At 72.0% G+C, this 26559-nt stretch carries 23 protein-coding genes and 1 pseudogene; 11 read left to right on the plus strand and 13 right to left on the minus strand.

Features of this window, described 5'->3' with window-relative positions; translation table 11 throughout:
- Positions 1-27: 27 nt before the first annotated feature.
- Entirely contained in the window at positions 28-924 is an 897-nt protein-coding gene (locus tag AB0K12_RS07760; RefSeq protein ID WP_364556557.1) for a hypothetical protein, read from the minus strand.
- 56 nt (positions 925-980) lie between these two features.
- A complete protein-coding gene (locus AB0K12_RS07765; protein WP_364556559.1) occupies positions 981-1709 on the minus strand; it encodes a carbon monoxide dehydrogenase subunit G in 729 nt (242 codons plus the stop codon).
- 96 nt (positions 1710-1805) lie between these two features.
- Between AB0K12_RS07765 and AB0K12_RS07770 the strand changes: the two genes are divergently transcribed.
- The 3 genes from AB0K12_RS07770 to cydB all read left to right on the plus strand — a co-directional run bounded on the left by AB0K12_RS07770 (position 1806) and on the right by cydB (position 5132).
- Positions 1806-2669, plus strand: coding sequence for a polysaccharide deacetylase family protein (locus AB0K12_RS07770; protein WP_364556561.1), 864 nt, complete (start codon positions 1806-1808; stop codon positions 2667-2669).
- A 197-nt stretch (positions 2670-2866) separates the two neighbouring features.
- The gene (locus AB0K12_RS07775; RefSeq protein WP_364557736.1) at positions 2867-4222 is read left to right on the plus strand and encodes a cytochrome ubiquinol oxidase subunit I; all 1356 of its coding nucleotides are present in this window, start codon (positions 2867-2869) and stop codon (positions 4220-4222) included.
- Positions 4223-4250: 28 nt separating this feature from the next.
- Complete coding sequence (gene cydB / locus AB0K12_RS07780) at positions 4251-5132, plus strand: cytochrome d ubiquinol oxidase subunit II (RefSeq protein WP_364556563.1); 882 nt, start codon at positions 4251-4253, stop codon at positions 5130-5132.
- On the opposite strand, the gene AB0K12_RS07785 is transcribed toward cydB, so the two are convergent.
- The 10 genes from AB0K12_RS07785 to AB0K12_RS07830 form a co-directional block, all read right to left on the minus strand.
- Positions 5101-5529 carry a hypothetical protein gene (locus tag AB0K12_RS07785; protein ID WP_364556564.1) on the minus strand — a complete coding sequence of 143 codons (429 nt, stop codon included), beginning with the start codon at positions 5527-5529 and terminating at the stop codon, positions 5101-5103. The genes cydB and AB0K12_RS07785 overlap by 32 nt on opposite strands.
- A 58-nt stretch (positions 5530-5587) precedes the next feature.
- Complete coding sequence (locus AB0K12_RS07790; RefSeq protein WP_364556566.1) at positions 5588-6013, minus strand: hypothetical protein; 426 nt, start codon at positions 6011-6013, stop codon at positions 5588-5590.
- Positions 6014-6045: 32 nt separating this feature from the next.
- Positions 6046-8415, minus strand: coding sequence for an aerobic carbon-monoxide dehydrogenase large subunit (gene cutA / locus AB0K12_RS07795; protein ID WP_364556568.1), 2370 nt, complete (start codon positions 8413-8415; stop codon positions 6046-6048).
- Positions 8412-8906, minus strand: coding sequence for a (2Fe-2S)-binding protein (locus tag AB0K12_RS07800; RefSeq protein ID WP_364556569.1), 495 nt, complete (start codon positions 8904-8906; stop codon positions 8412-8414). Before AB0K12_RS07800 ends, cutA begins: the two co-directional genes overlap by 4 nt.
- A gap of 109 nt (positions 8907-9015) precedes the next feature.
- Positions 9016-9873 (minus strand): FAD binding domain-containing protein, encoded by an 858-nt coding sequence (locus tag AB0K12_RS07805; RefSeq protein ID WP_364556571.1) that lies wholly within the window; start codon positions 9871-9873, stop codon positions 9016-9018.
- Positions 9870-11279, minus strand: coding sequence for a solute carrier family 23 protein (locus tag AB0K12_RS07810; protein WP_364556573.1), 1410 nt, complete (start codon positions 11277-11279; stop codon positions 9870-9872). Before AB0K12_RS07810 ends, AB0K12_RS07805 begins: the two co-directional genes overlap by 4 nt.
- Before the next feature lie 189 nt (positions 11280-11468).
- A complete protein-coding gene (locus AB0K12_RS07815; RefSeq protein ID WP_364556575.1) occupies positions 11469-12794 on the minus strand; it encodes a solute carrier family 23 protein in 1326 nt (441 codons plus the stop codon).
- A gap of 76 nt (positions 12795-12870) precedes the next feature.
- Entirely contained in the window at positions 12871-13515 is a 645-nt protein-coding gene (locus AB0K12_RS07820) for an NYN domain-containing protein (protein WP_364556578.1), read from the minus strand.
- Between the two features lie 148 nt (positions 13516-13663).
- The gene (locus AB0K12_RS07825; protein ID WP_355431188.1) at positions 13664-13867 is read right to left on the minus strand and encodes an RNA-binding S4 domain-containing protein; all 204 of its coding nucleotides are present in this window, start codon (positions 13865-13867) and stop codon (positions 13664-13666) included.
- A gap of 22 nt (positions 13868-13889) precedes the next feature.
- Complete coding sequence (locus AB0K12_RS07830; protein ID WP_364557739.1) at positions 13890-15491, minus strand: PucR family transcriptional regulator ligand-binding domain-containing protein; 1602 nt, start codon at positions 15489-15491, stop codon at positions 13890-13892.
- 166 nt (positions 15492-15657) lie between these two features.
- Between AB0K12_RS07830 and tnpA the strand changes: the two genes are divergently transcribed.
- The 7 genes from tnpA (at position 15658) to AB0K12_RS07865 (ending at position 25171) form a co-directional block, all read left to right on the plus strand.
- On the plus strand, positions 15658-17151 hold the full coding sequence (gene tnpA / locus AB0K12_RS07835) for an IS200/IS605 family transposase (protein WP_364556582.1): 1494 nt from the start codon (positions 15658-15660) through the stop codon (positions 17149-17151).
- 166 nt (positions 17152-17317) lie between these two features.
- A complete protein-coding gene (locus tag AB0K12_RS07840; RefSeq protein WP_364556585.1) occupies positions 17318-18172 on the plus strand; it encodes a DUF2877 domain-containing protein in 855 nt (284 codons plus the stop codon).
- Positions 18169-19512, plus strand: a complete 1344-nt coding sequence (locus tag AB0K12_RS07845) for an FdrA family protein (RefSeq protein WP_364556587.1) — start codon at positions 18169-18171, stop codon at positions 19510-19512. Before AB0K12_RS07840 ends, AB0K12_RS07845 begins: the two co-directional genes overlap by 4 nt.
- A gap of 55 nt (positions 19513-19567) precedes the next feature.
- Entirely contained in the window at positions 19568-20968 is a 1401-nt protein-coding gene (locus AB0K12_RS07850) for a DUF1116 domain-containing protein (RefSeq protein WP_364556590.1), read from the plus strand.
- Between the two features lie 256 nt (positions 20969-21224).
- Positions 21225-23309, plus strand: coding sequence for a protein kinase (locus tag AB0K12_RS07855; protein ID WP_364556593.1), 2085 nt, complete (start codon positions 21225-21227; stop codon positions 23307-23309).
- Positions 23310-23349: 40 nt separating this feature from the next.
- Complete coding sequence (locus AB0K12_RS07860; RefSeq protein ID WP_364556597.1) at positions 23350-23922, plus strand: TetR/AcrR family transcriptional regulator; 573 nt, start codon at positions 23350-23352, stop codon at positions 23920-23922.
- Positions 23923-23974: 52 nt separating this feature from the next.
- A complete protein-coding gene (locus AB0K12_RS07865; RefSeq protein ID WP_364556599.1) occupies positions 23975-25171 on the plus strand; it encodes a Cmx/CmrA family chloramphenicol efflux MFS transporter in 1197 nt (398 codons plus the stop codon).
- Between the two features lie 111 nt (positions 25172-25282).
- On the opposite strand, the pseudogene AB0K12_RS07870 reads toward AB0K12_RS07865, so the two are convergent.
- Positions 25283-25516 (minus strand): annotated as a pseudogene (locus tag AB0K12_RS07870) (helix-turn-helix domain-containing protein); the annotation flags it as partial.
- A gap of 160 nt (positions 25517-25676) precedes the next feature.
- On the opposite strand from AB0K12_RS07870, the gene AB0K12_RS07875 reads away from it, so the two are divergent.
- The gene (locus AB0K12_RS07875; protein WP_364556601.1) at positions 25677-26495 is read left to right on the plus strand and encodes an MOSC N-terminal beta barrel domain-containing protein; all 819 of its coding nucleotides are present in this window, start codon (positions 25677-25679) and stop codon (positions 26493-26495) included.
- Positions 26496-26559: the final 64 nt, after the last annotated feature.

The raw sequence follows: 26559 nt of genomic DNA on the forward strand, positions 1-26559 counted from the left end.
CGCCTGCGGACCTGCCTGATTCCTGGTTCATCCGGCGGCCAGCTCCTCCAGCCGGTACGTCAGGTACGCCGAGTCGTCCACCAGCGCCGACGCTCCCCGCCACCAGCCGAACCACTCGCCGCTGCGCCACATCCAGTCGACCCGCTCGATGGCGGCCACCACGTCGCCGACCGTCCGCCACTGCTCGCCGAGCTGCTCGCGGGTGGCGCCGTGGCGCACCGCCCAGGCCCGCAGGATGCCGGCCGCCGAGGCGGAGACCTCGCGCGCGTAGGGGTCGGGGTCCTCGCCGGGCAGCCGGTGCGGCCCGAGCCCGGCCGCGACCCCCCAGCTCCACTGCGCCTCGGCGGGCCGGGAGTAGCGCAGGGAGTGGAAGTCGAGGTTGGAGCCGAGGTCGCCGTCGGCGCGCCGGGTGACGACCGCGTCGAGCCTGCCTCCGGCGTCGAAGTGCACGACGAGCCGCTGCCCCGGCTTGACGCCAAGCGGCAGCGCGAAGCGGTCCTCGGCCTGCCAGGAGTTGAGGTCGACCTGCGCGACGGGCGCGCCCCACAGCTGGTCGGCGGCGTCGTCGGCGATCCAGGCGGCGAGCATCTCCAGGGCGGTCAGGTCGGTCCACGGCTCGATGGCGACGGCGGTGCGCACGACCTCGTCGGGGGGCGGCAGCTTCCCGCCGCGCGGCCTGCTCCACCACTGCTCGCCCAGCTCGCGAGTGCCGACCAGCAGCGCCGCCAGGGCGGCCAGCTCGGCCGAGCGCCGGGTGAGCTGGGCGCCACGGGCCAGCTCGAGCGTGCGCTCGGTGCGCTCGTCACCGAGCAAGGGACGCACGTCGCCGATGAGCCGTTCGGCCGTGGGCCGCTCCTCGCCGAGCAGATTGCGTACGACTCGCCTGGCCTCGGTACGTGCGTCTTCAGCGTGTGCCTGCCGCATACTCGCCACGCTACGCCGGGAGATCCTTTTCCGCGAGAGTCCGGAGGCAGGCGCCGTCAGGCGCGGTGGCGGGTGCCCCGCCCGAGGAGCCAGCCGAGCGTCACGCCGGCCAGCGCCACGCCGGCGCCGGTGCCGAACGCGGCCAGCATCACCCACGGCCGCGTCTCGGTGCGCGGCGCGCGGGGCCGCTCGTAGACGGCGGCGGGAGCGGCGTCCGTAAGGCTCCGCGCGTCCGTGAGGGCCCCCGCGTCCGTGAGGGGCGCGGCGTCCGTGAGGGGCGCGGCGTCCGTGAGGGGCGCGGCGTCCGTGAGGGGCGCGGCGTCCTGCGCGGGCGCGGCGGCCGGGACCGGGGCGCACAGGTGCTGCTCGACGGCGGTGAAGAACTCCTGGGCGGTGCGCTTGGCCACCGAGCCCAGCATGCGCTGCCCGACGCCGCCGATCATGCCGCCGATGACCGCCTCGGCGTCGTAGTCGACCCTGGTACCGCCGTCGGCCTCGCTGAGCCGGACCTGCACGGTCGCGTCCACGGTGCCGGGCGCGCCCTGCCCGCGCGCCCTGAGCGTGAAGCGCTCGGGCGGCAGCGGATCGGACAGCGCCACCTCGCCCTGGTAGACGCCCTTGACGGAGGCCACGCCCGCGTTGACCGTCATCCGGTACGTGTCAGGACCGCACTCCTCCAGCCGCTCGCACCCAGGGATGGTCCGCACCAGCACGGCGGGGTCGCGGAACGCCGCCCACAGCCGGTCCCTGTCCACCCCGATCACGACACTGCCCGCCACGTTCATGTCGCCACTCTAAGCAGCCGGAGCCTCCCGGCTTAAGGGCAACACCTGCCAGACGCGGACCGGTCGGTCGATCATGCCTGGCAAGATTGTGTGGCTATGAACGGGAAGCGGCGGGCGTGGGCGAAGGCGGGCGTGACGGTGGGCGTGGTGTGCGCCCTGGCGCTGGCCGCCTGCGGCCCGGGTGACGCGCCCAAGGAGTCCGCCGCACCGAAGGATCAGCCCACGGCGTCCGCGACGCCGAGCCCGGCCAAGCCGCAGGGCCCGCCCGGGGTCAGGCCGCGCAAGGGCGAGGTACGCCCGATCACCCGCACCGGCGACCTGCCACCGGTGATCAGCTCCATCCCGACCAGACGCAAGGTCGTCTTCCTCACCATCGACGACGGCTGGGAGCAGGACCCCGGCTTCGTCCAGCAGATCCGCGACGAGCGCATCCCCGTCACGGCCTTCGCCATGCGGGACGCGGTGGAGGCCGAGGGCACGCCGGACCAGGCGGGCGGCGAGGCCCGTTACGTCGGCGCCGGCAAGTGGGGATACTTCCGCCAATTGCGTGATGCGGGGGTGGCCGTCGAGAACCACACGCTCACCCACCCCAACCTCCGCCTCCTCGGCCGCGCCGCCCAGCGCAAAGAGATCTGCGGCACGGCCCAGCTGATCAGGAAGGAGATCGGGACGCGGCCGGCGTTGTTCCGCCCGCCGTTCGGCAACTACAACACCGACACGCTGCTCGCCGCCAAGAGCTGCGGCGTGCGGGCCGTACTCCTGTGGACGGCGACCGTGCAGCCGGGCGGCAAGATCGCCTACCAGGTGCCGGACAAGCGGCTGCGCCCCGGTGACATCCTGCTCCTGCACTTCCGTCCCAACCTGGCCAGGGACTTCCGCATCCTGGTGAAGAAGATCAAGCGCCGCGGTTACGCCCTGGGCAACCTTCAGGCGTACCTGGACGCCGCCGACCCGCGCTGAGGTCCGCCTCGGGGCGTACGCGACGATCCGTCGCGCGGGTGACGCGCATCCCCGCCCCAGCAGGGCATTCTCGAAGCTCGGCAACCAGCGCAAACGGGATGTGACGAACGTCGCACCCCATTGCTCTACAACGTGTAGTACTACTGCAAGTAGATGTACTACGGCTTGTAGAGCAACGACTTTTCTCGGCGGGGATGATGGACGCACTAGACCTGGCGCGGTGGCAGTTCGGGGTGACCACCGTGTACCACTTCCTGTTCGTGCCCCTGACCATCGGTCTCGGGATCTTCGTGGCGGGCCTGCAGACGGCCTGGCACCGCACGGGCAAGGAGCACTACCTCAAGCTGACCAAGTTCTTCGGCAAGCTGTTCCTGATCAACTTCGCCATGGGCGTGGTCACCGGCATCGTGCAGGAGTTCCAGTTCGGGATGAACTGGAGTGAATACTCCACCTTCGTGGGCGACGTCTTCGGCGCCCCGCTGGCCATGGAGGCGCTGCTGGCCTTCTTCATGGAGTCCACGTTCCTCGGCCTGTGGATCTTCGGCTGGGACCGGCTGCCGAAGAAGGCGCACCTGGCCTGCATCTGGGCGGCGGCCATCGGCTCGAACATCTCCGCCTACTTCATCCTCGCCGCCAACGCCTGGATGAAGCACCCGGTCGGCTACGAGGTCGTGGACGGCAAGGCCAGGATGACGGACCTGTGGGCGGTGCTCACCAACTCCACGGCGCTGGCCCAGGTGCCGCACGTGATCGGCGGGGCGTTCGTGGTGGCGGGCGGCTTCGTGCTGGCGGTCTGCGGCTACTGGCTGCTGCGCACGCGCGGCACGCAGGCCGCCGCCATGTGGCGCGGCGCCGCCCGCGCCGCGCTGCTGATGACCGCGCTCGCGGGCGCGGTGGTCGCGGGCACCGGCGACATGTCCGCCAAGCTCATGTACGAGCAGCAGCCGATGAAGCTGGCCGCCGCCGAGGGGCTGGAGCGCGACACGGCGGGCGCGGCGTTCAGCGTCGCCCCCGGCATCGAGATCCCCAAGGTGCTGAGCTTCCTCGCCACCAACGACCCCGACGCCGTCGTCGCCGGCACCGAGGACCTGCAGCGCCGCTTCGAGGAGCAGTTCGGCCCCGGCGACTACCGCCCCAACGGCCCCGTCGTGTTCTGGTCGTTCCGCGTGATGATCGTCTTCGGCATGGCCACCGTCGGCCTGTCGGTGCTCGGGCTGTGGCTGACCAGGCGCGGCCGGGGCTTCCCCGCGTGGCTGTCGAAGGCGCTGCTGCTCGCGCTGCCGCTGCCGCTGGCCGCGGTGATCGCCGGTTGGCTGCTCAGCGAGATCGGCCGCCAGCCGTGGACGGTCGCCGGCGAGCTGCTGACCGCCGCGAGCGTCTCACCCGGCGTGACACTGGCCGAGGTGGCCACCTCCCTGGCGATCTTCACCCTCGTGTACGGCGTCTTCACCGTGGCCGAGGCCGTGCTGCTGGCCAGGCACGTACGCAAGGGCGTCGAGGAGCCCGCTCCCGAGCCCGCGGCCGAGCGGCGCGAACCGCAGCTCATGTACTGAGCCCATGTGACGAGTTGAGGAGCTTCCCGTGATCGAGTTGTGGTTCGCCATCATCGCCTTCCTGTGGACCGGCTACTTCGTCCTCGAAGGCTTCGACTTCGGCGTCGGCATGCTGGCCCCGGTGGTCAGCAGGAACGCCGCCGAGCAGCGCGCCAGCCTGCAGACCATCGGCCCGGTGTGGGACGGCAACGAGGTGTGGCTGATCACCGCGGTCGGCGCCATGTTCGCCGCGTTCCCCGCCTGGTACGCCGGCGTGTTCAGCACGTTCTACCTGCCCGTGACGCTGATCCTGGTCGGGCTGATCCTGCGCGGGCTCGGCCTGGAGTGGCGGAGCAAGGTCGCGAACCCGGCCTGGTGCGACCTCGCGGTCGTGGCGGGCAGCGCGCTGCCGGCGTTCCTGTGGGGCACGGTCTTCGCCCACCTGCTGTTCGGCGGCCTGCTCGCGGCCCTGCTCGGCGGCGCGTTCACGCTGGCCGTCTGCGTCCTGCACGGCGCGGTGTTCCTGGCGCTGAAGACCACCGGCCAGGTGCGCCGCCGCGCCAGGACCGCCGCGCTCGCCGCCGCGGGCGTGACGCTGCCGGTGGCGGTGTTCGCCCTGTCGGGCCTCGGCACCGGCCCCGCCCTGGCCGCGATGGCGGCGCTGGCCGCGGCCACGGCGCTGATCTGGCGGCGCAGGGAGGGATGGGCGTTCGGCGCGACGGCCGGCGCGATCGTGCTGACCACGCTGGCGGTCTTCATGGAGCTGCGGCTGCGCCCGCTGCCGGGGCTCACGCTGGCCGAGGCGGCGTCGGGGCCGTACACGCTGACCATGCTGAGCTGGATCGGGCTGATCGCCCTGCCGTTCGTGCTGGTCTACCAGGGGTGGACGTACTGGGTGTTCAGGAAGCGGGTCCTGGTGCCTGCCAGCTGACCCGCGCCTCCTTCGCCAGGTGCAGGTCGCCGCCGAGCCGCTCGTGCAGCAGGTCGAGCACCTGCCGGCCGGCCAGCACCGTCCACTTGGGCCCCACCAGGTACGGGTTCTTCTCCGGCGCGGCGTCCATCCAGGCGTCCTTCCCGGCCTGGCTGGCGAAGGTCGTGACGAAGAACTCGCCGTCGGGGGTCTTGCAGTAGCCGGTACGGATCTCCGGCGCGTCCACCTGCATCCGGGGCGCACAGCCGACCTTGGCGGCCAGTCGCTCGACGGTGACGGGGGCGGCGCCGGCCCGCTGCGCGCTCGCCGTGACGTAGCCGCCGACGCTCCCGGAGGAGCAGCCGGCGACCAGTCCGGCCAGCAGCGCGAAAGCGGCCGAACGTGGAAAAGTCGTCATGTGCAGAGGTACGCACCTGCGGGAGGCCAGGTTCAGGACCCGCCGGTCACGTGGCCGGTCACTTGGGGGCGGGGCTCTGGGAGACGCGGTGGTCGGTCAGGTGGAGGTCGCCGTTGAGCGGGCCCTTGAGCACCTCCAGCACCTTCAGCGGCCCGAGCACCGTCCACTTGGGCCCCACCAGGTGCGGGTTGTACTCGGGCGCCTCGTTCATCCAGGCGTCCTTGAGCTTCTCGGTCTTGAAGGTGTTGACGAAGAACTCGCCGGCGTCCGTCTTGCAGAACGCGGTCCTGATGTCGTCGGCCTCGACCTGCATCTTGGGCTTGCAGCCGACCTTCTCCGAGATCTGCTCGACGGTCATCGGCTTGGGACTCGCCGGCTCCGCCCCGTCTGCTGCGACGTAGTCGTTCCAGCCGCCTCCTGAGGAGCAGCCGGCGACCAGTCCGGCCAGCAGCGCGAAAGCGGCCAGACGTGGAAAAGTCGTCATGTGCGAGGGTACGCAGCCCCGCCGCCTCCGGTTCACCCGGATCGGCCGCCCCTTGCGGTGCGCAGCGTGTGGAGGTCGGACGGGGAGATCGGCATGCGGTCGATCGGGATGCCCTCGGCGTCCTCGACGGCCGAGGCGATGACCGCCGACACCGGGATCACGCCCGCCTCCCCCGCCCCCTTGACGCCGAGCGGGTTGAGCGGCGACGGCGTCTCCAGGTGGCCGGTCTCGACTCGGGGGATCTCGGTCGCGTACGGCATGAGGAAGTCCATGAAGGACGCGTTCACCAGCTGGCCGTGCTGGTCGTAGACCATCCGCTCGTACAGGGCGCCGCCGATGCCCTGGGCGACGCCGCCGTGGATCTGCCCCTCGACGATCATCGGGTTGATGAGCCGCCCGCAGTCGTGCACCACGGCGTACCTGACGACCTTGATCTCGGCGGTGTCGGGGTCGGTCTCGACGACGGCGGCGTGCATCCCGGCCGCGAACGTCGAGCGGATCGGCGAGTAGTAGTCGCGCCCCTCCAGGCCGGGCTCCTCGCCCTCGGCGACGGGCGGCTTGTCCGGGTCGGCGGCGCCGGAGAACTGGGTGGCCTTGGCGGCCTCCTCGTCGAAGGCGTACCTGAGCGGGTTGGCGAGCACGGCCACCGTGGACAGCGGGATGGACGCCGACGGCGTGCCGGCGACGTGCACGAGCCCGTCGGTGACGGTCAGGTCGGCGGGGTCGGCCTCCAGGGCGTCGGCGGCGATGCGCAGCGCCTTCTCGCGGACCTTCCTGCACGCCAGGGCGATGGCGTTGCCGCTGACGACCGCGGCCCTCGAGGCGAAGGTGCCGACCGCGTACCCGAAACGGCGGGTGTCGCCGGTGACCACGCTGACCCGCTCGATGGGCACGCCCAGCTCGGCGGCGGCGATCTGGGCGAAGGCCGTCTCGTGGCCCTGCCCCTGCGAGGTGAGGCCGGTGGAGACGTGCACCCGGCCGTCGGAGGTGATCTGCACGTGCCCGCCCTCGTACGGGCCCACGCCGGTGCCCTCGACGTAGCAGCCGATGCCGATGCCGCGCCCAGGACGGCGTTCGAAGGAGTCCCAGCCGATCAGCTCCTTGATCATGCGGAGCATCTCGGGGTAGTTCCCGCTGTCGTAGATGAGCGGCCGGCCGTCCTGGAAGGTCATCCCCTGGTCGTACGGGAACTCGTCGGGCTGGATGAAGTTGACCGCCCGTACCTCCGTGCGGTCCTTGCCGAGGTGCCGCGCGATCTTGTCGAGCGTGCGCTCCATGCAGAACACGCCCTGCGGCCTGCCCGCCCCGCGATAGGGCGTGACCTGCACGGTGTTGGTGTAGACGGCGGTGAACTCGACCCGGTACGCCCCCGGTTTGTACGGCCCGAGCAGCTGCGTCGAGGTGACGATCGGGACGATGATCCCGTACGGCGTGTAGGCCCCGTGGTCGTGCAGGATGCTCACGTCGAGGCCCAGCACGCGCCCGTCGTCGTCGAACCCGACCCGCACGTGCTGCACCTGCGCCCGCTCGTGCGCCGACGACACGAAGTGCTCGCGGCGGTCCTCGGCCCACTTGATCTCGCGGTTCAGCGTCATGGCCGCCCACGGCACCAGGATCTCCTCCGGCCACGGGTGCACGATCTTCACGCCGAAGCCGCCGCCCACGTCGGGCGCGATCACCTCGACCTGCGGCAGCGGCAGGCCGAGCGCGGCGGCCACGGCCATCCTGACGCTGGTCGAGGTCTGGGTGCTGGAGTAGACGCGCAGGTCGCGGCCGTCCCAGCGGGCGTACACGCCGCGGCCCTCCAGCGGCATGCTGGCGCTGCGTTCGATGTCGAGCCGGAAGGACAGGATGTGCGGCGCGCCCTCGATCGCCTCTTCTGCGCCTCGGCCGTCGGTGGCCGGGACCTCCTGGACGAGGTGGGCGCCGACGTTGCCGGGCACGTCCTCGTGCACGAGCTGCGCCCCCTGCACGGCCTCCGCCAGGCCGACCACGGGCTTCAGCGGCTCGTAGTCGACCTCGATGAGCGCGCAGGCGTCCTCGGCGGCGTAGCGGTCGGCGGCCACCACCATGACCACGGGCTCGCCGACGTGCCTGACGACGTCCCTGGCCAGCGGGTAGGCGGTGCGGCCGTGGGTGAGCGCCGGGTGCGGGATGAGCAGCGGCAGCGGCCGTCCGACGCGTTCCGGCAGGTCCTCCCAGGCGTAGATGGCGACCAGCCCCTCCACGTCGAGCGCCGCCGAGACGTCGATGTCGCGGATGCGGGCGTGCGCGTGCGGCGAGCGCACGAACGCCGCCGCCAGCGCGTCCTGCCCGAGGTCGTCGAGGTAGCGGCCCTGGCCGGTGAGCAGCCGCGGGTCCTCCCTGCGCGCCACCGGCTCCCCGAGCCACCGCGTCGTCATGCCTCCTCCGCCAGCAGCTCGGCGGCCCGGTGGACGGCCTTGACGATGTTCTGGTAGCCGGTGCAGCGGCACAGGTTGCCCGAGATGCCCTCGACCACCTCCTCGTCCGTCGGCGCCGGGTTGTCGCGCAGCAGCGCCGTCACCGTGCACAGGAAGCCCGGGGTGCAGAAGCCGCACTGCAGGCCGTGGCACTCGGCGAAGGCCCGCTGCACCGCCGACAGCCGCCCGTCCTCCCCTGCCAGGCCCTCCACGGTGGTCAGCTCGGCGCCGTCCACGGTCACCGCGAACGTCAGGCACGAGCGCACCGGGCGGCCGTCGAGCAGCACCGTGCAGCAGCCGCAGACGCCGTGCTCGCAGCCGACGTGCGTCCCGGTCAGGCCCAGGTCGTGCCGCAGGCAGTCGGACAGCAACCGCCGCGCGGGCAGGCGCGCCCGCCTGGCTGTCCCGTTCACGACCAGCGTGATCTCGTGGAGCGCGTTCTCGCGGCTCATGTTCTCGCGGCTCGTTGTTTCGTGGCTCGTTGTTTCGTGGCTCGTTGTTTCGTGGCTCGTTGTTTCGTGGCTCGTTGTTTCGTGGCTCGTGGCTTCGTACCGGGTGGTCTCATGGCCCATGGGCCGCCGCCCCCTCCCGCGCCGCGTCGTGCAGCGCCCGTTCGGCCAGGACACCCACCAGGTGCCGCCGGTAGGCGGCGGTGGCGTGCAGGTCGTCGTCCGGATCGGTCGCGGCGCGTACGGCGCCGGCCGCCCCCGCGAGCCCGTCGAGCTCCACGACGACCGGCACGGGCCCGACCCCGATGCACGCCACCCGCGCCCACCCGTCCGGCGTGACCAGCGCGCACACCCCGGCCAGCGCGTAGTCGCCGTGCCGCCGCGCCACCTCGCGGAACGCCACCCCCACGCCCTCCTCCACCGCGGGGAAGAACGCCGAGACGGCCAGCTCGCCGGGCCGCGCCGCCGACTCCATGGGCCCGAGGAAGAACTCGGCGGCGGGCACGTCACGCGTCACCACCGCGCCACCTTCCGCGCCACCTTCCGGGCCGCCGTCCCATCGGGCCAGCCGCACGTGACCGCCCAGCACCGCCAGCACCGCGGGCAGCTCGGCCGCCGGATCGGCGTGCACGAGGCTGCCCACCACCGTGCCGCGATTCCTGATCACGGGGTGGGCGACCAGCCTGAGCGCCTGCGTCAGCAGCGGGTGCGCGCCCGCCCGCTCGGCGTCGGAGTGCCGGACCAGCGCTCCCACCCGGACGCCCTCCGGCGTCACCTCCAGGCCGTCGAGCCCCGCCACCCGGTTGATGTCCACCAGGTGGCCGGGAGCGGCCAGCCGCATGTTCAGCATGGGGATCAGGCTCTGCCCGCCCGCCAGCACCTTGCCGCCCTCGGCCCCCACCTCGGCCAGCGTCCGCAACGCCGCGCCGAGGTCGCGGGGGGCGTGGTAGGCGAAGGGCGGCGGCTTCAAGCCTCGCTCCGTGCGGGCTCCTGGCTGCGTCCCGCGATGGCGCGCAGCAGGTGGTAGCCGCCCAGCACCACGATCGTGCCGAGCGCGATGCCCTCCAGGGTGAAGTCGCCTCCGATGGCGTGCTGCACAGGTCCGATGGCCAGGATCATGCCCGCCCCGATCGGAACCATGTTCACGGGATCGGCGAAGTTCACCCGGTTCTCGATCCAGATCTTCGCGCCGAGCAGGCCGATCATGCCGTACAGGATGACCGTGACGCCGCCCAGCACGCCGCCCGGCGTGGCCGCGACCAGCGCGCCGAACTTCGGGCACAGCCCGAACGCGATCGCGATGATGCCGGCGATGTAGTAGGCGGCCGTCGAATAGACCTTGGTGGCCGCCATGACGCCGATGTTCTCCGCGTACGTCGTGGTCGGCGAGCCGCCCACCGCGCTGGTGACCACGGTCGCGACGCCGTCGGCCGTCACGGCGCGGCCCACGTACGGGTCGACGTCCGTGCCCGTCATCTCCCCCACGGCCTTGACGTGCCCGATGTTCTCCGCGATCAACGCGATCACGGCCGGCAGCACCAGGAGCACCGCCGAGGTCCTGAAGTCGGGGGCGTGGAAGTTCGGCAGCCCGAACCAGGGCGCCGCCGCCACCGCGTCGAAGCTCACCCGGTCGTGCGGGAACGCCGTGGCCACGCAGTACGTGCCCTCGACCGGGCAGGCGGCGCCCGCCGCGTCGCGCAGGTTCGCGCCGGGCAGGACCGACGTGACGGGCCCCGCCGTCAGGTCGAGCAGCCACGACAGCACGAACCCGGACACCAGCCCGATCAGCACCCCGATCCGCCCGATGAACCCCTTGAACAGGACGATCACCACGAACGTGATGAGCATCGTGATGAGCGCCACCCAGTGGTCCTGCGGCCAGTAGACGTCCGCGACCACGAACGCCAGCCCGAACCCGATGAGCATCACCACCGCGCCGGTCACCACCGGCGGGAAGATCTTGTGGATGATGTCCACGCCGAGGAAGTGGATCGCCAGCCCGGCCAGCGCCAGCACGAACCCGGCCACCAGGATCGCGCCCGTCACGATCGCGTCGGCGCCCGCGGTGTCGCCGCCCGCCGCCGCCCTGATGGCGAACACACCGCCGACGAACGACGCGCTGGTGCCCAGGTAGCTGGGCACCTTTCCCTTGACGATCAGCAGGAACAGGATCGTCGCGACGCCCGACATCATCACCGCGACGTTGGGGTCGAGCCCCATCACCAGCGGGAAGACGAACGTCGCCCCGAACATCGCGATCACGTGCTGTGCCCCGAACCCCACCATCCTGGGCCAGCTCAGCCGCTCGTCCGGCCTGACCACCTCGCCGGGGGCCAGATGCCTGCCGTCACCGTGTTTGGTCCATCCCACAACCATGGCAAGCCCCTCTTGTACTGGGCGCTGGGCCGGCGTCACGTACCGTTGCGGGCACATTAGGCCCGACGGCACGCGCTCACACGGGCATGATCTGCCAAATCTGACCCGCCGACCAGAGCCAACCTCGCGCACATGAGCAGACCCGCCCCGTGAGGGGTGTCATCTGAGGGATGTCCAGTGAGTGCGGGGCTATGAGGCCGCGGGCTCCTCACGCCGGACGGCGCGCAGCAGGTGGTAGCCGAGCAGCAGGACGATCGTGCCGAGCGCGATGCCGCTCAGCGCGAACGTGTCGGTGATCGGGAACGCGACCGGGCCGATCGCGCAGATGATGCCCGCGCCCGTGGGCACCAGGTTGCCCGGGTCCGACAGGTTCACCCGGTTCTCGATCCAGATCTTGGCGCCCAGCAGGCCGATCATGCCGTACAGGATGGTCGTCACGCCGCCCAGCACGCCGCCGGGCGTGGCCGCGATGAGCGCGCCGAACTTGGGGCACAGGCCGAACAGGATCGCGATCACCGCCGCGATGTAGTACGCGGCCGTCGAGTAGACCTTGGTGGCCGCCATGACGCCGATGTTCTCCGCGTACGTGGTCGTCGCCGGCCCGCCGACCGCCGTCGCCACCACCGTGCCGACGCCGTCGGCCATCACCGCGCGGCCCATGTAGGCGTCCACGTCCGTGCCGGTCATCTCGCCCACGGCCTTGACGTGCCCGACGTTCTCCGCGATGAGCGCGATCACCACCGGCAGCACCAGCACGATCGCCGACGCCTCGAACACCGGCCCGTGGAACGACGGCAGGCCCACCCAGTCGGCCTGCGCGACCGCGTCGAGGTTGACCCGGAAGTGCTCGGTGACCTGGCCGCTGTCGTCGGGTGCGGTGATCTTCCCGCCGACGACGTCCCAGCCCCACGACAGCAGGAACCCGAACACCAGGCCCAGCAGCACCCCGATCCGGCCGAGGAAGCCGCGGAACACGCCGATGAACACGAACGTCGCCGCCATCGTCAGCAGCGCCACCCAGGGGTCCTTCGGCCAGTAGACGTCGGCCGCCACGTACGCCATGCCGAACCCGATGAGCATGACCACGCCGCCGGTGACGATGGGCGGGAACACCCGGTGCAGGACTCCGACGCCCAGCTTGTGGATCGCGTAGCCGCAGACGGCCAGCACCACCCCGACCGCCAGCAGCGCCCCCGTGACGGTCGCGTCGCCGCCGCCCGCCGCCCTGATCGCGACGACCGCGCCGACGAACGACGCGCTCGACCCCACGTAGCTCGGGATCTTGCCCTTCACGATGAGCAGGAAGAGAATCGTCGCGACCCCGGACATCATCACCGCCAGGTTCGCGTCCAGCCCCATGACCAGCGGGAACACGAACGTCGCGCCGAACATCGCGATGACGTGCTGCGCGCCGATGCCCACCATCCTGGGCCAGCTCAGCCGCTCGTCCGGCTTGACCACCTCACCCGGCGTCAGGCGCTTCCCATCGCCGTGCACCTTCCACCCCAACGCCACGCCCGCACCTCAATCTCCCGCCTGACCAGCGGGTACGACCACGAGTTATGTCGCAGAGCACAATAGAGGGTGCCCCCTAATTCCAGTACGCCGGGCGCCGATATTCGATCCCGTCCGGCCCGCACACCACCTCGGGGAGCTGCCACCGGCGGATCAGGGCCTGCCCGAGCGGCAACCAGGCGTCGCTGCACCTGCGCAGCCCGTCGGCGCCCTTCCCCGGGGGGAACACGCTGACGATCCTGGTCTTGTGCCCGCGCCGCTCGTCGATCGCCCTGATCTTCTCGATGGGGGCGCAGAGGTCGGTGTCGGCGGAGACCAGCAGCACGACGTCCACGACGCCGAGCGCCGCGTCCGCCACCATGGAGCTGGCGATGGCGGCGTCGGTCTTCTTCTCCTCATACGACCGCCACACCATGCCGCACTGGCGGCACCGGTTGTACTTCTCCTGGAAGCGGCCGAGCACCACCTCGACGCCCTGGCTCTGGACGGCGGCCAGATAGACGCGCTGGCGCGCCGCGGCCTGCCGGTCGTTGCGGACGATGGCGGTGAAGTAGCGGACCCGCTCCAGCGACTGCCCGTCGCGCAGCAGGTCGCGAGCGAGGCCGGCGAGATCCAGCCAGAGGTCGCGGTGGTGGCTCATGCCCTTGAGCCCGTAGTACAGGTTGAATCCATCGACGTAGACGCCTACGCGCCCGCCTGTGCCGTTCGGCTTGTCACGCACTGCCACTATCTCCTAGCATGGAGTCAGATCGCCCGGCACTCAGTTCCCGGGTCTTACGGCCCCCGCCAGGGGGCCGTTTCTTTTTGCGGGACTGATGCTAGTAAACAGTACGTAATGACGTGATGACTTTTCGTGAACGTCCGCCGCGCTACTCCACGCGGATCGAGAACCCCTCGCCGCTGACCACCTGGCCCGATCGGATCTTGGCGCGTTTGCGCAGCTCAACCTCGCCGTCCACCATCACCATGCCCTCGGCGACGAGCTGTTTGGCCATGCCGCCCGTCTCGGTGATGCCGCAGTATTTCAGCAGGTCGCACAGCGGGATGTAGTCGGAGCGCAGTTCGAAGTCCACGAGCGACCAGCCTAGATGCAGCTCAGATGCCGCGCATGCGCAGCACGTGCAGCGCCAGCGTGAGGTTGAGCCGCAGGTGGGGGTCGTCGGTGAAGTTGCCGAGCAGGCGTTCGAGCTTGCCGATGCGGTAGCGCAGCGTGTTGTAGTGGAAGTGCAGCCGGCGCGCGGTCTCGGCGACGTTGAGGTTGGTCTCCAGGAGCACCTGGAGGGTGCGGCGCAGGTCGGCGTTCTCGGCGTCGTCGTCGGAGGCGAGCGGGCCGAGCGTCTCGCGGACGAACGCGTGCAGCTCGTCGGTGTCGTTGACCAGCGACAGCAGCCGGTAGACGCCGAGCTGATCGAAGTGCGCGACCGCGCCGGGCCCGTGCAGCTGGCGTCCGACGCGGGCCGCCTTCAGCGCCTGCGCGTACGCCTCGGGCAGCGTCTCCGCCCCGGGGCTCGGCCGTGAGGTGCCGGTGGAAAAGGTCGCGGGCGGCATGTCGGCGAAGGCGGACGCGGCGTCCTTGGCGACTCTGGCGGCGTCGAGCGAGGCGTCCACCACGGCCACGACCTCGTGGGAGAACCCGGCGACCGCGCCCTGCGGGTCGTGCCGCCTGATGGCGGCGGTCCAGCAGGCGACGAGCCGGTCCTGGGCGCTGCGCTCGTCGCCGTCGGGGTCGAGCTCGGCGACGAGCACGGTGACGGGCCTGGCGAGGTTCCAGCCGAAGGCGCGCGCCCTCGAGGTGACCCGCTCGGCGGTGCCGGCCCGCCCGGTGAGCACGTCGCGCAGGAAGTCGGCGCGGTATTTGCTCTCGACGGCGTTGACCGCCTCCTGCCGGGTGACGACGAGCGCGGCGACGGTGGCGGCGCGTTCGAGTATGCCGACGTCGCTGTCCCTGATCGCGCCCGACGGGCTGTAGGCCACGATGCGGCCGTGGTGGTGCCCGCCGGCCAGCACGGGCACGGCCGCGAACGAACGCACCAGGCCGGGCGAAGGTGCGGCGGGCGGGCCCTCGTGGGCGATCGACTCGCGCAGGACGGCCACGTGCTCGGCCGGCCCGGCCGTGGCGAGGACGCGGCCCGTGCCGTCGACGGCCGCCACCGACACGTCGAGCAGCTGGGCCACCTCGGCGGTGACCTCGTTGAGCCCGCCCCCGGCCAGCACCACCTGGACGAGCGCCCGGTGCGCCTCCTCGGCGCGGGCGAGCACGGCGGCCTGCCGGTTGAGTATGTCGGTCAGCACCTGGTTGAGGATGTCGTCGAAGCCGACGTCGTTGGGCAGCAGGATGAGCGGGAAGCCGAGCCGGTCGGCCTGCTCGACCATCTCGTCGGGCAGCTCGTCGACGTAGCGGCCGAGCTTGATGGCCAGCGCGGCCAGCCCCCGCTCGTCGAGGTCGGCGACCAGCCGGCCGAGCGACTGGGGCGTGTTGCGCAGCGGGTAGCCGGTGGTCAGCAGCAGCTCGTGCGGTTTGACCCAGGCGAGGATGTCGGGCACCTCCATCACGTTGAGCCGCTGCACGATGCGGCCGAGCCCGCTCTCCCCCGCGATCAGCCGCGCGCCGGCGAGGGTGGACACGCCGAGCACCTCTCCGACGGACACGCCGTGGATGATCGTGCCGGTGCTGGCGAGACGGACGGGACGCTGCATCATACTCTCCCGAAGGGACCGGCGCCTTCAGGCGACGGGGGAAGCGGGAGCAGGAGGGCCGTCAAGGCCCGCGCGTGCAGTGACCTGCCTGGTCTGCACATGAGAGTTCTCCGTTTCGTCGCGCATGAGCTGGACAGCGCTGTTACACGATCGTGTGACTCTGCAGGTGCGCACTTCCCCGGGCGCCGGGTACGACCTCGGGTACCCCGTGGTGTGGTGCCCGAAGTACCGCAGCCCGGTCCTCGGCGGCTGGGTGGAAGACCGCCTGGAGGAGTTGATCCGCGCTGAGGCCGGCGAGCGCGGCTGGGAGATCGTGGCGCTTGGGGTGATGCCCGGCCAGGTGCGCCTGTTCCTTAAGCCCTGCCCGAAGAATTCGCCGTCGTACGTGGTCGGCCAGTTCAAGGGGTTCACCTCCCACTACCTCCGTGCCGAGTTCGGTCATTCGCGGTCCTGGTCGCCCGCGCTGTGGTCGCGGTCCTGCTTCGTGGCCACGGCCGGCGCGGTGCCGGCCGGGACGGTGCAGCGCTTCCTCCAGACGCAGGACGAGCGGCCGTCCAAGGGTGGTGCGGTGCGTAGGTCGTTCACGTTCCTGCTGCGCCCCACGGTCAAGCAGGCCACCGCGCTCGCCGCGTGCTTGGAGGATCACCGCGCGCTGTACAACGCCGCCCTTGAGCACCGCCGCACCGCCTACGCCAAGGTCGGGGTGAGCGTCCGGTACGGTGACCGGTCGGCCGAGTTGAAGCACACCCGTGCCGACGATCCCGGTGGGCAGGGCCGGTGGTCGTTCTCCTCCCAGCAGGCCACGCTGCGCCGCCTGGACAGGGCGTTCCGCGCGTTCTTCGACCGCGTCAAGGCCGGGCGCACGCCAGGCTTCCCCCGGTTCAAGGGCCAGGGCCGGTTCGACAGCGTGCAGTGGCCGAAGGACGGGGATGGCTGCCGGTGGGACTCCCAGCCCGGGCACCCCACCGCGACCTACGTCCGGCTCCAGGGCGCCGGGCACGTCCGCGTCCACCAGCACCGCCCGATCCGGGGCCGGGTCAAGACCATCAGCGCCAAGCGGGAAGGCTCGCGCTGGTATGTGATCCTGTCGTGCGACGACGTGCCCGCCGGCCACTTGGCCGCGACCGCTGATCGACTCGCAGACGCTCAGCGCGACCTGGCCGGCAGGAAACGCGGGTCCAAGCGCCGCCGTAAGGCCGTCGCACGGGTGGCCGCCCTGCACGGCAAGGTCCGCCGCCAGCGGCTGGACCACGCGCACAAGGCGGCGCTCGTGCTGGTCCGCGGCTACGACGTGATCGTGCACGAGGACCTGCGTATCAGGAACATGACCCGCAGTGCGTCCGGCACGATCGCCTCTCCCGGCTGCAACGTCGCGCAGAAGTCCGGCTTGAATCGCAGCATTCTGGACGCGGGCTGGGGGGTGTTCCTGACGGTCCTCGCGTACAAGGCTGAAAGCGCCGGTCGAGAGCTGATCGCGGGGAACCCCGCCGGCACCTCTCGCACGTGTGCCCGATGCGGGCACTGCGCGAAGGACAACCGCCTCACCCAGGCCGCGTTCGCCTGCACGGCGTGCGGACATGCCGCGCACGCCGACGTCAACGCGGCCATCAACATCCTCAGGGCAGGGCTTGCCCTTCGCCAGGCTGCGGAAGCGGCTTAGCGAGAAGCCGCTCCCTTCACGGAGCGGAGGAGTCACGAAGCGATTGTGACCCCGGGGACCGTCTGTCAGGAAGAGCCAACCATCGCGCTGACTGTTGGCAAATTTACCCGTACGGAGGGTTCATCGGCCGTTCTACGGTCAGGTCCAAGGTCGGTTGGGAGGTCCGGTGACCGTCAGTACTCATGCGCGGCGTACCCGCGTGCACGTCACGGGTGCGGCCAGCACGGCGGTGCGCGCGGTGCTGGAGGCGCAGCGGCGTCCCGCGCGGGTGCTCGCGGCGTTCCCTCAGGGCGTGTATCTGGAGGTCAGGACCGAGGTGGAGCCGTCGGTGATCGCGGTGATCACGGGCGAGGCCAGCCGGCTGCCCAACTCCGTGCTGCTGGCCGCCCCGCTGCCGCACCTCACGGTGGGTGACGACGCGGCGGTGGGCGACCGGGCGATCGAGCTGGGCCCGCTGAGCCTGACCGTACGCCGGTGGTGGGATCCCGCGCCGCCGCTCGGCGCGGTGGACAGGGACCTGCTGGCGCGGGCCGTGGACGAGCTGACCGAGCCGCCTGGCGCGGGGCTGGCCGGTGACGCCTCGGTGGAGCTGCTCGCGGAAAGTTGCGTGAAGGGATGGCTGCTGGGCGCGGTGACGGCGGCGGAGCGGCTGGTCGGGCTGGGCCCGGGGCTCACGCCGAGCGGGGACGACGTGCTGGCGGGGCTGCTGGTGGCGCTGCGGCATCTCGGCAGGGCCGCCGGCGCCGGGCGAGCCGTGTGGCTGGCCGACTGGCTGGCGGCGACCGTGACGTACGACGCCCGCACCCGTACGACGCCGATCTCCGCGACCCTCCTGCACTGCGCGGCCAGGGGCGAGGCCAGCCCCGAGGTGCTCGGCGTGCTGCGCGGCCTGGCCGGGCGTCAGGCGCTACCGCCGGCGCTGCGCCGCCTGCACCGGCTCGGCCACACCTCGGGCAGCGACCTCGCCCAGGGCGTCGCGATCGGCGCGCGTACCGTGCTGTCGCTGGGGGCGGCCGGATGAGCGAGCCGCTGGTGCTGGCGCGGCGGGGGGCGTACCACGACTCGGTGACGCTCATGCGGGTCAGCCGGGCGTTGTCGAAGCTGCCCGGCGTGACGGCCGCGATGGTCGCGATGGGCACCGACCTCAACGTCTCGATCCTGCGCGACATGGGCTTCGACGTGCCGCCGGCGGGGCCGTCCGACCTGCTGATCGCGGTACGCGCCGAGGACGCGGGCGCGGCCGTGGCGGAGGCCGATCGGCTGCTCGCGAGCACGCACGGGGCCGAGTCCTCGGCGGCGGAGCAGCCGCCGCTGACCACCCGTTCGGCCGCCGCCCGCGACGCGGCGAACCTGGTGCTGGTCTCGACGCCCGGCGAGTACGCCTTCTTCGAGGCCCTGGACGCCGTCGAGGCCGGCCTGCCCGTCATGATCTTCAGCGACGGCGTCACGGTCGAGCAGGAGCGGCGGCTGAAGGAGCTGGCCGAGGCGAAGGACGTGCTGGTCATGGGCCCCGACTGCGGCACCGCCGCGATCGGCGGCGCCGGGCTCGGCTTCGCGAACGTGCTGTCGCCCGGCCCCGTCGGCGTGGTGGCCGCGTCGGGCACCGGGGCGCAGCAGGTGACGTCGCTGCTCGACTGGGCGGGCGTGGGGGTCAGCCACGTGCTCGGGGTGGGCGGCAGGGACCTGTCGGCCGAGGTGGGCGGCCTGTCCACGCGGCGCGCCCTGCGCATGCTGGACGACGACCCGGCCACCGAGCTGATCGTGCTGGTCTCCAAGCCGCCGTCCCCTGGGGTGGCGCGCGAGGTGGCGGCGGAACGGCTGCGCACCCCCGTGGTGCACGCCCTGCTCGGCACGTCCGGCGGCGATCTGACCACGGCGGCGGAGCAGGTGCTGCGGGTGCTCGGAAGGGCCGTCCCCGAGTGGCCGTCCTGGCCGGCCGCGCCTGGTTCGCGTCCGGCCGCCAAGGCGCTCAAGGGCCTGTACGCCGGCGGCACGCTGTGCGCCGAGTCCGCCCTGCTGGCCGGGTCAGGCGACTTCGTGGACTTCGGCGACGACGCCTACACCAGGGGCCGCGCCCACCCGATGATCGACCCGACCCTGCGCGTCGAGGCCTTGTCCCGGGCTGTGGAGACGGACGTGGTGCTCATGGACGTCGTGCTCGGCCACGGCGCCGACCCCGACCCGGCCGCCGCGCTGGCCCCCGCGATCGCCCGTACGCCGGCCACGGTGGTGATCGCCCTGATCGGCTCGGAGAGCGATCCGCAGGACCTGCACCGGCAGGCCGCCGCGTTCCGCGAGGCGGGCGCGTCGGTCTTCGTCTCCAACGCCCAGGCCGCCCGCCACGCCAGGAGCCTGATGTGACCAGGCGGGAGTTCGCTTTGATCGCCCAGGCCGTTCGCCCTGCCAGGAGCCTGATGTGACCGTTCAGCCCGAGACCGTGCCCGGCCTGCTCGACGGGCCGCCCCGCGTGATCACCGTCGGGGCCGGGCTGCTCGACGAGGCGCTGCGGGAGCAGGCCGTGGCGACGGTTCCGGTCGCCTGGCGCCCGCCGTTGCCCGGCACCGAGCAGGCGCTGGCCCGGGTGCTGGCCGATCCGCGCAGGCAGGAGGCCAACGCGGTGGCCGTCGGCCGGCTGACGGCGGCCAGGCCGCACCTGGTGGGCGTGCGGCGGGCCTCGGAGATCCTCGAACCCGGCGTGTTCCTGCACGCGGGCCCGCCCATCACGTGGGAACGGGCGTCGGGCCCGATGCGCGGCGCGCTGATCGGCGCGATGCTGCTGGAGAGCCTGGCCGCCGACGAGGAGGACGCCGCCGACCGGCTGGCGGCGGGCGCGGTCGAGCTGCGCCCCTGCCACGAGCACGGCGCGGTGGGGCCGATGGCGGGCGTGGTGAGCCCGTCGATGTGGTTGTTCGAGGTGCACGACGCCGAGCACGGCGGCACCGCGTACTGCTCGCTGAACGAGGGCCTGGGCAAGGTGCTGCGGTACGGCGCGTACGGGCCCGAGGTGCTCGACCGGCTGCGCTGGATGGACCAGGTGCTCGGCCCGGCGCTGGCGGGGGCGCTGGAGCGTACGGGGCCGATCGACCTGCGCGCGCTGATCGCGCAGGCCCTGCAGATGGGCGACGAGCTGCACAACCGCAACCGCGCGGCCACCTCGCTGCTGCTGCGCGAGCTGGCTCCCGCGATCGTGGAGGCGGCGCCGGGCGACGCGGCGGAGGTGCTGCGCTTCATCAACGGCAACGACCACTTCTTCCTGAACGCGGGCATGGCCGCGGCCAAGGTCAGCACCGACGCGGCGCGCGACGTGCCGGGCTCGTCGCTGGTGGTGGCGATGGCGCGCAACGGCACCGACTTCGGGGTGCAGGTGTCGGGGCTGGGCGGGCGCTGGTTCACCGGGCCCGCCGGGGTGCCGCACGGGCTTTATCTGGGCGCGTACGGGCCGGACGACGCGAACCCGGACATCGGCGACTCGACGATCACGGAGACGTCGGGGCTCGGCGGTTTCGCGATGGCGGCGGCGCCGGCGATCGTGCGGTTCGTGGGCGGCGAGGTGGCGGACGCGGTGAAGGCCACCCGGTCGATGTACGAGATCACGCTGGCCGAGCATCCCGCCTACCAGATTCCCGGCCTCGGCTTCCGCGGCACGCCGGTGGGGATCGACGTGGCGCTGGTGGCGCGGACGGGGCTGCTGCCGGTGGTCAACACGGGGATCGCGGGCCGGGTCGCGGGCACCGGTCAGGTGGGTGCCGGCCTGGTGGAGCCGCCGGTGGAGGCGTTCACGAGCGCCCTCCAAGCGCTGTCCGCTTTGGGTAAGTGATCCATTTTAATTCCGATATTTCTGCACGTCAGGATTGTTGTCAGACAATGTCACCTTCCCTTGTGCATTTGCCGCCGATATCGTGACGATCCTCCATAATCTGCAAGTAGCGTGAGAACGCACGTGACGGATGAGGCGAGATGGGGGCGGGAACATGGCAGCCGACCGCTTGCTCAGCGGACCCGGCCCAGAGGGGGGTGCCGCGGGAGGCTCTTCGCAGAGCCAGGGGCGCCTGATCGGCAGACGCTACCGGCTGATGTCGCCCGTGGGCAGGGGCGGCATGGGCATGGTGTGGCACGCGCACGACGTGCTGCTCGACCGTGACGTGGCGGTCAAGGAGCTGATCCTGCCGTACGGGCTGGACGACGCGGGCAAGCAGGTGGCGCACCGGCGCATGCTGCGCGAGGCCAGGTCGGCCGCGCGGCTGACGCACCCGGGCATCGTGACCGTGCACGACGTGGTCGAGGAGGACGGCCGGCCCTGGATCGTGATGGAGCTGGTCCGCGCGTGGTCGCTGGAGCAGGCCGTACGCCAGAGCGGCCCGCTTCCGGTGGTCCAGGCGGCCGAGATCGGCATCCGCGTGCTCGACGCGCTCAGGCACGCGCACGCCCACGGCATCCTGCACCGCGACATCAAGCCCGGCAACGTGCTGCTGACCTCGGACCGGGTGGTGCTGACCGACTTCGGCATCGCCGCCATAGAGGGCGACGTGACGATCACGCAGACCGGGCTGCTGATGGGCTCGCCGGCGTACATCCCGCCCGAGCGCCTGTCCGGCCAGCCGATCGGGCAGGCCGGCGACCTGTGGTCGTTCGGCGCCACCCTGTACGCCGCCGTCGAGGGGCGGCCCCCGTACGAGGGGCCCGACCCGGTGGCGGTGCTCGGCTCGGTGCTGACCCAGGAGCCGATCAGGCCGCAGCGCGCCGGCTCGCTGCTGCCGGTGATCGAGGGCCTGCTGCACAAGAACCCGGCCGAGCGGCTGACCTCCGAGCAGGTCATGGAGATGCTGGAGGCGGTGCTGCGGGCGCACGGCGCGCCCAGGCCGCGCACGCCCGAGACGCTGCCGAGCCCGACCGACTCGACGCCCGCCAACCTGCTGCCGCCGCTGGAGCCGCCGTCGGGGCCGATGCCGTCGCGCATCGTGGAGACGCCGTCGGGGCCGGTGCGGGTGCCGTACGACCCGATCACGAGCCCGTCGGGCGGCCATTCGATGCCGTACGAGGGCATGTCGAGCCCTTCGGGCAGCCACCGCACCGACCAGCTGCCCCCGCTCCCCCGCGCCGACGAACCGGCCGGCGGCGCCTCGGGCCCGTACGACTCGCTCGCGAGCGCCTCGGGCCCGTACGACTCCCTGGCCGGTTCGTCCGGCCCTTATGACTCCCTCGCGAGCTCGTCAGGCCCCTACGACTCCCTCGCGAGTTCGTCGAACCCGTACGACGCGCTGCGCAGCTCGTCCGGCCCGCAGCCGCCCTTCGGCGCGCCGCCTCCCGGCCGCGGCATCGACGACGACCTGGACACCGGCACGGGCCCCAGGCCGCAGCCGATCCTCCCCCTCACCACCGACAGCCGCACCTCGGCCGCCACCCCGTGGCCCCTGGCCACCCCCGACGACCTGCGCGAGCAGTCGCGCAGCCTGTCCAGGGACGTCGGCAGGGGCAGCCTGACCTCGCTGCCCCCGGCCGGGCCGCGTACCGGGAAGAGCCGGCGCAGGCCCGAGAAGGACGAGGGGCCGTGGGTGCGCGGCGGCCGCCCGACGCCGCTGACGATCGTCGGCGCGCTGGTGGCGGTGGCCGTCGTGGCGGGCGCCGTGGTGCTCATCCTGACCAGCGGCTCAGGCGAGACGCCGCCGGCCGCCGCGCCGTCACCGGCGAGCGCCGCGGCCGAGCAGGCGAGCGAGCCTTCACCGGTGCCGAGCGGGTTCGAGGAGCACACGGGGCCCGGGTTCACCGCCGCCCTGCCGAAGGGGTGGAAGCTCGCGGTCGCGGGCGACGTGGCGACGTTCAACGGGCCGAAGGACTCGAACATGCGGATCGTGGTCGAGAAGGCCGCCCCGCAGGACGACGGCGGGCTGGCCGAACTGGGCGAGCAGGAGGCCCAGGGCGGCAGGGAGAACTACATCCAGGTACGGCTGCAGGCCGTGAAGTACCGGGGCACGCAGGCGGCCGACTGGGAGTACACCTACACCACGCCCAACGGCATCCCCATGCACGCCCTGACCCGGTACGCCGCACTCGGCGGCACGTCGGCGTACAAGATCGTCTTCGACCTGCCCGACCTGCGGTGGGACGACCAGGCGGAGACGAGGAAGGTGTTCCTGGACACGTTCCAGCCGAACGCCTGACGTATTGCATCGGTCGTTCCAAAACGGTAGCGTGCCGGTCATGGCGCGGCCGAGGAAGTTCGAGGAGGGCAGGGCGGTCGAGGCGGCCATGCGCGCGTTCTGGGACGCGGGCTACGAGGCCACCTCGACGCAGGACCTGTGCGCCGCGACCGGCCTCGGCCGCAGCAGCATCTACAACACGTTCGTGAGCAAGCACGACCTGTTCGAGCGGGCGCTGCGCCACTACATGGACGTGCACAACGGCTCGCTCGCCGAGCTGATGGACGCCGATCTGCCCATCAGGGAGAAGGTCAGGACCGTCCTGTGGTGGGCGGTCGAGCCCGATCCTGAGGAACCGGCCGGCTGCATGGTGGTCAACGCCAGCATCGAGCTGGCGCCCCACGACTCCGCGATCGCCGAGGTGCTCCGCCGCGACGAGGCGAAACGCATCGAGCTGCTGAGGACCGGCATCGAGAGCGCGCGCACCCGGGGCGAGCTCGGCTCCGAGCACGACCCGCTGGCCCTGGCCAGGTTCGTCGCCGCCACGGTCAACGGCCTGCGGGTGGCCGAGCGGGGCGGCGCGGACCGGGCGGCGCTCGAGTCGATCGCGAACGTCGCGCTGACCGTCTTCTGATTTCTTCATGCCCGCATTTTGTACTGATCAATCTAAAACAAGGAGGCCCGCCATGCCCTTGGCGGTCTACATCCTCGGCCTGTCGATCTTCGCGCAGGGCACGTCGGAGCTGATGCTGGCCGGGCTGCTGCCCGGCATGGCCGCCGACCTCGGCGTGTCCATCCCCGACGCGGGCCTGCTGATCTCCGCGTTCGCCCTGGGCATGCTGGTGGGCGCGCCCCTGCTGGCCGTCGCGACGATCCGGCTGCCCCGGCGTACGGTGTTGCTGTCGTTCCTGGCGATCTTCGCGTTGTCCCACGTGGCGGGCGCGCTGACGGCCGACTACGCCGTGTTGTTCGCCACCCGCGTGGTGGGCGCCTTCGTGTACGCGGGCTTCTGGGCCGTGGCCGCCGCCACCGCGATCGGCCTGGTGCCCGTCAACGCCCGCGCCAAGGCGATGAGCGTGCTGGCGGGCGGGCTCACCGTGGCCACCATCCTCGGCCTGGCCGCCGGCACGGTGATCGGCCAGCACCTGGGCTGGCGGGCCGCGTTCTGGGCGGTCGCCGGGCTGTCGGCGCTGTCGGCGATCGGCGTGCTCGCCACCATCCCCGGCGGCCGCCCCAAGACGGACGGCACGCCGAGCGTGACCACCGAACTGCGGGCGATCGCCAGGCCGCGGCTGTGGCTCGCGTACGGCGTCACCGCGCTGACCACGGGCGCGCTGCTCGCCACCTTCAGCTACCTGAGCCCGCTGCTGACCGGCGTCACCGGCCTCGCCGAGCCCTGGGTGCCCGCCGTCCTCGCCCTGTACGGCGCCGGTTCCCTCATCGGCATCACCATCGGCGGCAGGATCGGCGACGCCCGGCCGTTCCCGCTGCTGTTCACCGGCGTCGTCGGTCTCGTGCTGACCTCGGCCGCCCTCGCCCTGTCGGCCGAGGTCGCCGTGCTGGCCATCCCGCTGATCTTCCTGCTCGGCGCGTTCGGCTTCGGCACCAACCCGGCGCTGAACGCCCGCCCCTTCGCCCTCGCCAAGGACGCCCCGACGCTGGCCGCCGCCTTCAACGTGGCCGCCTTCAACGTCGGCATCACGGTCGGCCCCTGGGTGGGCGGCCTGATGATCAGTGCCGATCTCGGCTACGCCTCCGTGGCCTGGACCGGCGCCGCGATCGGGGTCGTCGCGCTGGCCGCGGCGGCGCTGTCGGCGGGCCTGGAGCGCGGCGGACATCCCCTTCGGAAAACCCCCGAAGTGGAGATACGGTCTGCCGTTTGACATCCTCCCCCTCGCAAACGAGGGGGATTCCCACGCTCACCCGCGGGCCTTCCTGCTTCGCAGCCGGTCGCCCGTCCGAGAGGACTCTCGTTGAGGTCTTACACCCGCTCCCCGCAGCGCCTGCTGAAGAGGGACTGACGACACTTCGAACAGGAAGTCGTACTCTCCGCTGCGCTTCCACCCCGTCAGGCGCGCGGAGGACTCCACGTAGGAGACGCGGCGGCCTTGCAGCCGGTAGGCGCGGGTGCGCTCCTCGAGTGCCTTGTTGTAAACAAGACGGACGCAGCCGAACGTCCGGGCAAGCTCGGGGGTCGGGTAGAAGCGGTACTTGTAGGCCCGCTTCACGATCTGCGCCCCGCCTCACAACTATCGCACGATCGGCTAAGGGCCGTGCGTGTGTTCGATACGCCGGTTCGCCTGACGGCGAACCGGCTGCCCCTGTCCTGCCCCGCAGGGGTCCGATTCCTCCCCCGCCTGAAGGCGGGGGTTTCCGCGGAGGTATCTGATGAAGCTGGCGAGCATCTCGTACTACCCGGTCAAATCCACCACGGGCCATGAGGTGAGCGAGGCCGACGTGCTGCCGTGGGGGCTGGCCGGCGACCGCCGCTACCTCGTGGCCGACGAGCAGGGCCGCACCTTGACCGCCCGCGTCGAGCCTCGGCTGCTGGCCGTCGTCCCCATGCTCGACGGCGACACGCTGACGCTGACCGGCCCGCACGCCGAGCCGCTGCGGGTGGCCCCCTCCGCCCGGCTGTCCCCCGTCACCTTGTGGGGCAGCGACATCGAGCTCACCGACTGCGGCGACTCCGCCGCCGCGTGGCTGACCTCGCTGGTGGGGCGGCCGGTGCGGCTGAAGTGGCTGGACGACCCCAGGAGGCGGCCCGTCGATCCCGCGTACGGGCGGCCTGACGACCGGGTCAGCCTGGCCGACGGCTACCCGCTGCTGCTGACCTCGGCGGCCTCGCTCGCCCGGCTCAACGACTGGATCGCCGAGGACGCGCTCGAACGCGGCGACGAACCGCCCGCGCCGCTGCCCATGCGCAGGTTCCGGCCGAACGTGGTGGTCGACGGCGTGCCGTCGGAGCCGTTCGCCGAGGACGAGTGGAAGCGGCTGCGCATCGGTGAGGTGGAGTTCAGGGTCGCCAAGGGGTGCGCGCGGTGCGTGCTGACGACCATCGACCCCGACACCTACGAGAAGGGCAAGGAGCCCATCAGGACGCTGTCGCGCTACCGCAGGCGCGAGGGGAAGACCTGGTTCGGCGTCAACCTCATCCCCGACGCCCCCGGCCGCATCGCCGTGGGCGACCGCGTCACCATCCTCTGACCCGGATCACCCCGCAAGAGACGCGTGGCCCCCACCCCCGGCGGCCCCGGACGCAACGGCCGTC

The sequence above is a fragment of the Nonomuraea sp. NPDC049419 genome (assembly GCF_040676995.1).
In the GTDB taxonomy this organism is placed as follows: domain Bacteria; phylum Actinomycetota; class Actinomycetes; order Streptosporangiales; family Streptosporangiaceae; genus Nonomuraea; species Nonomuraea salmonea.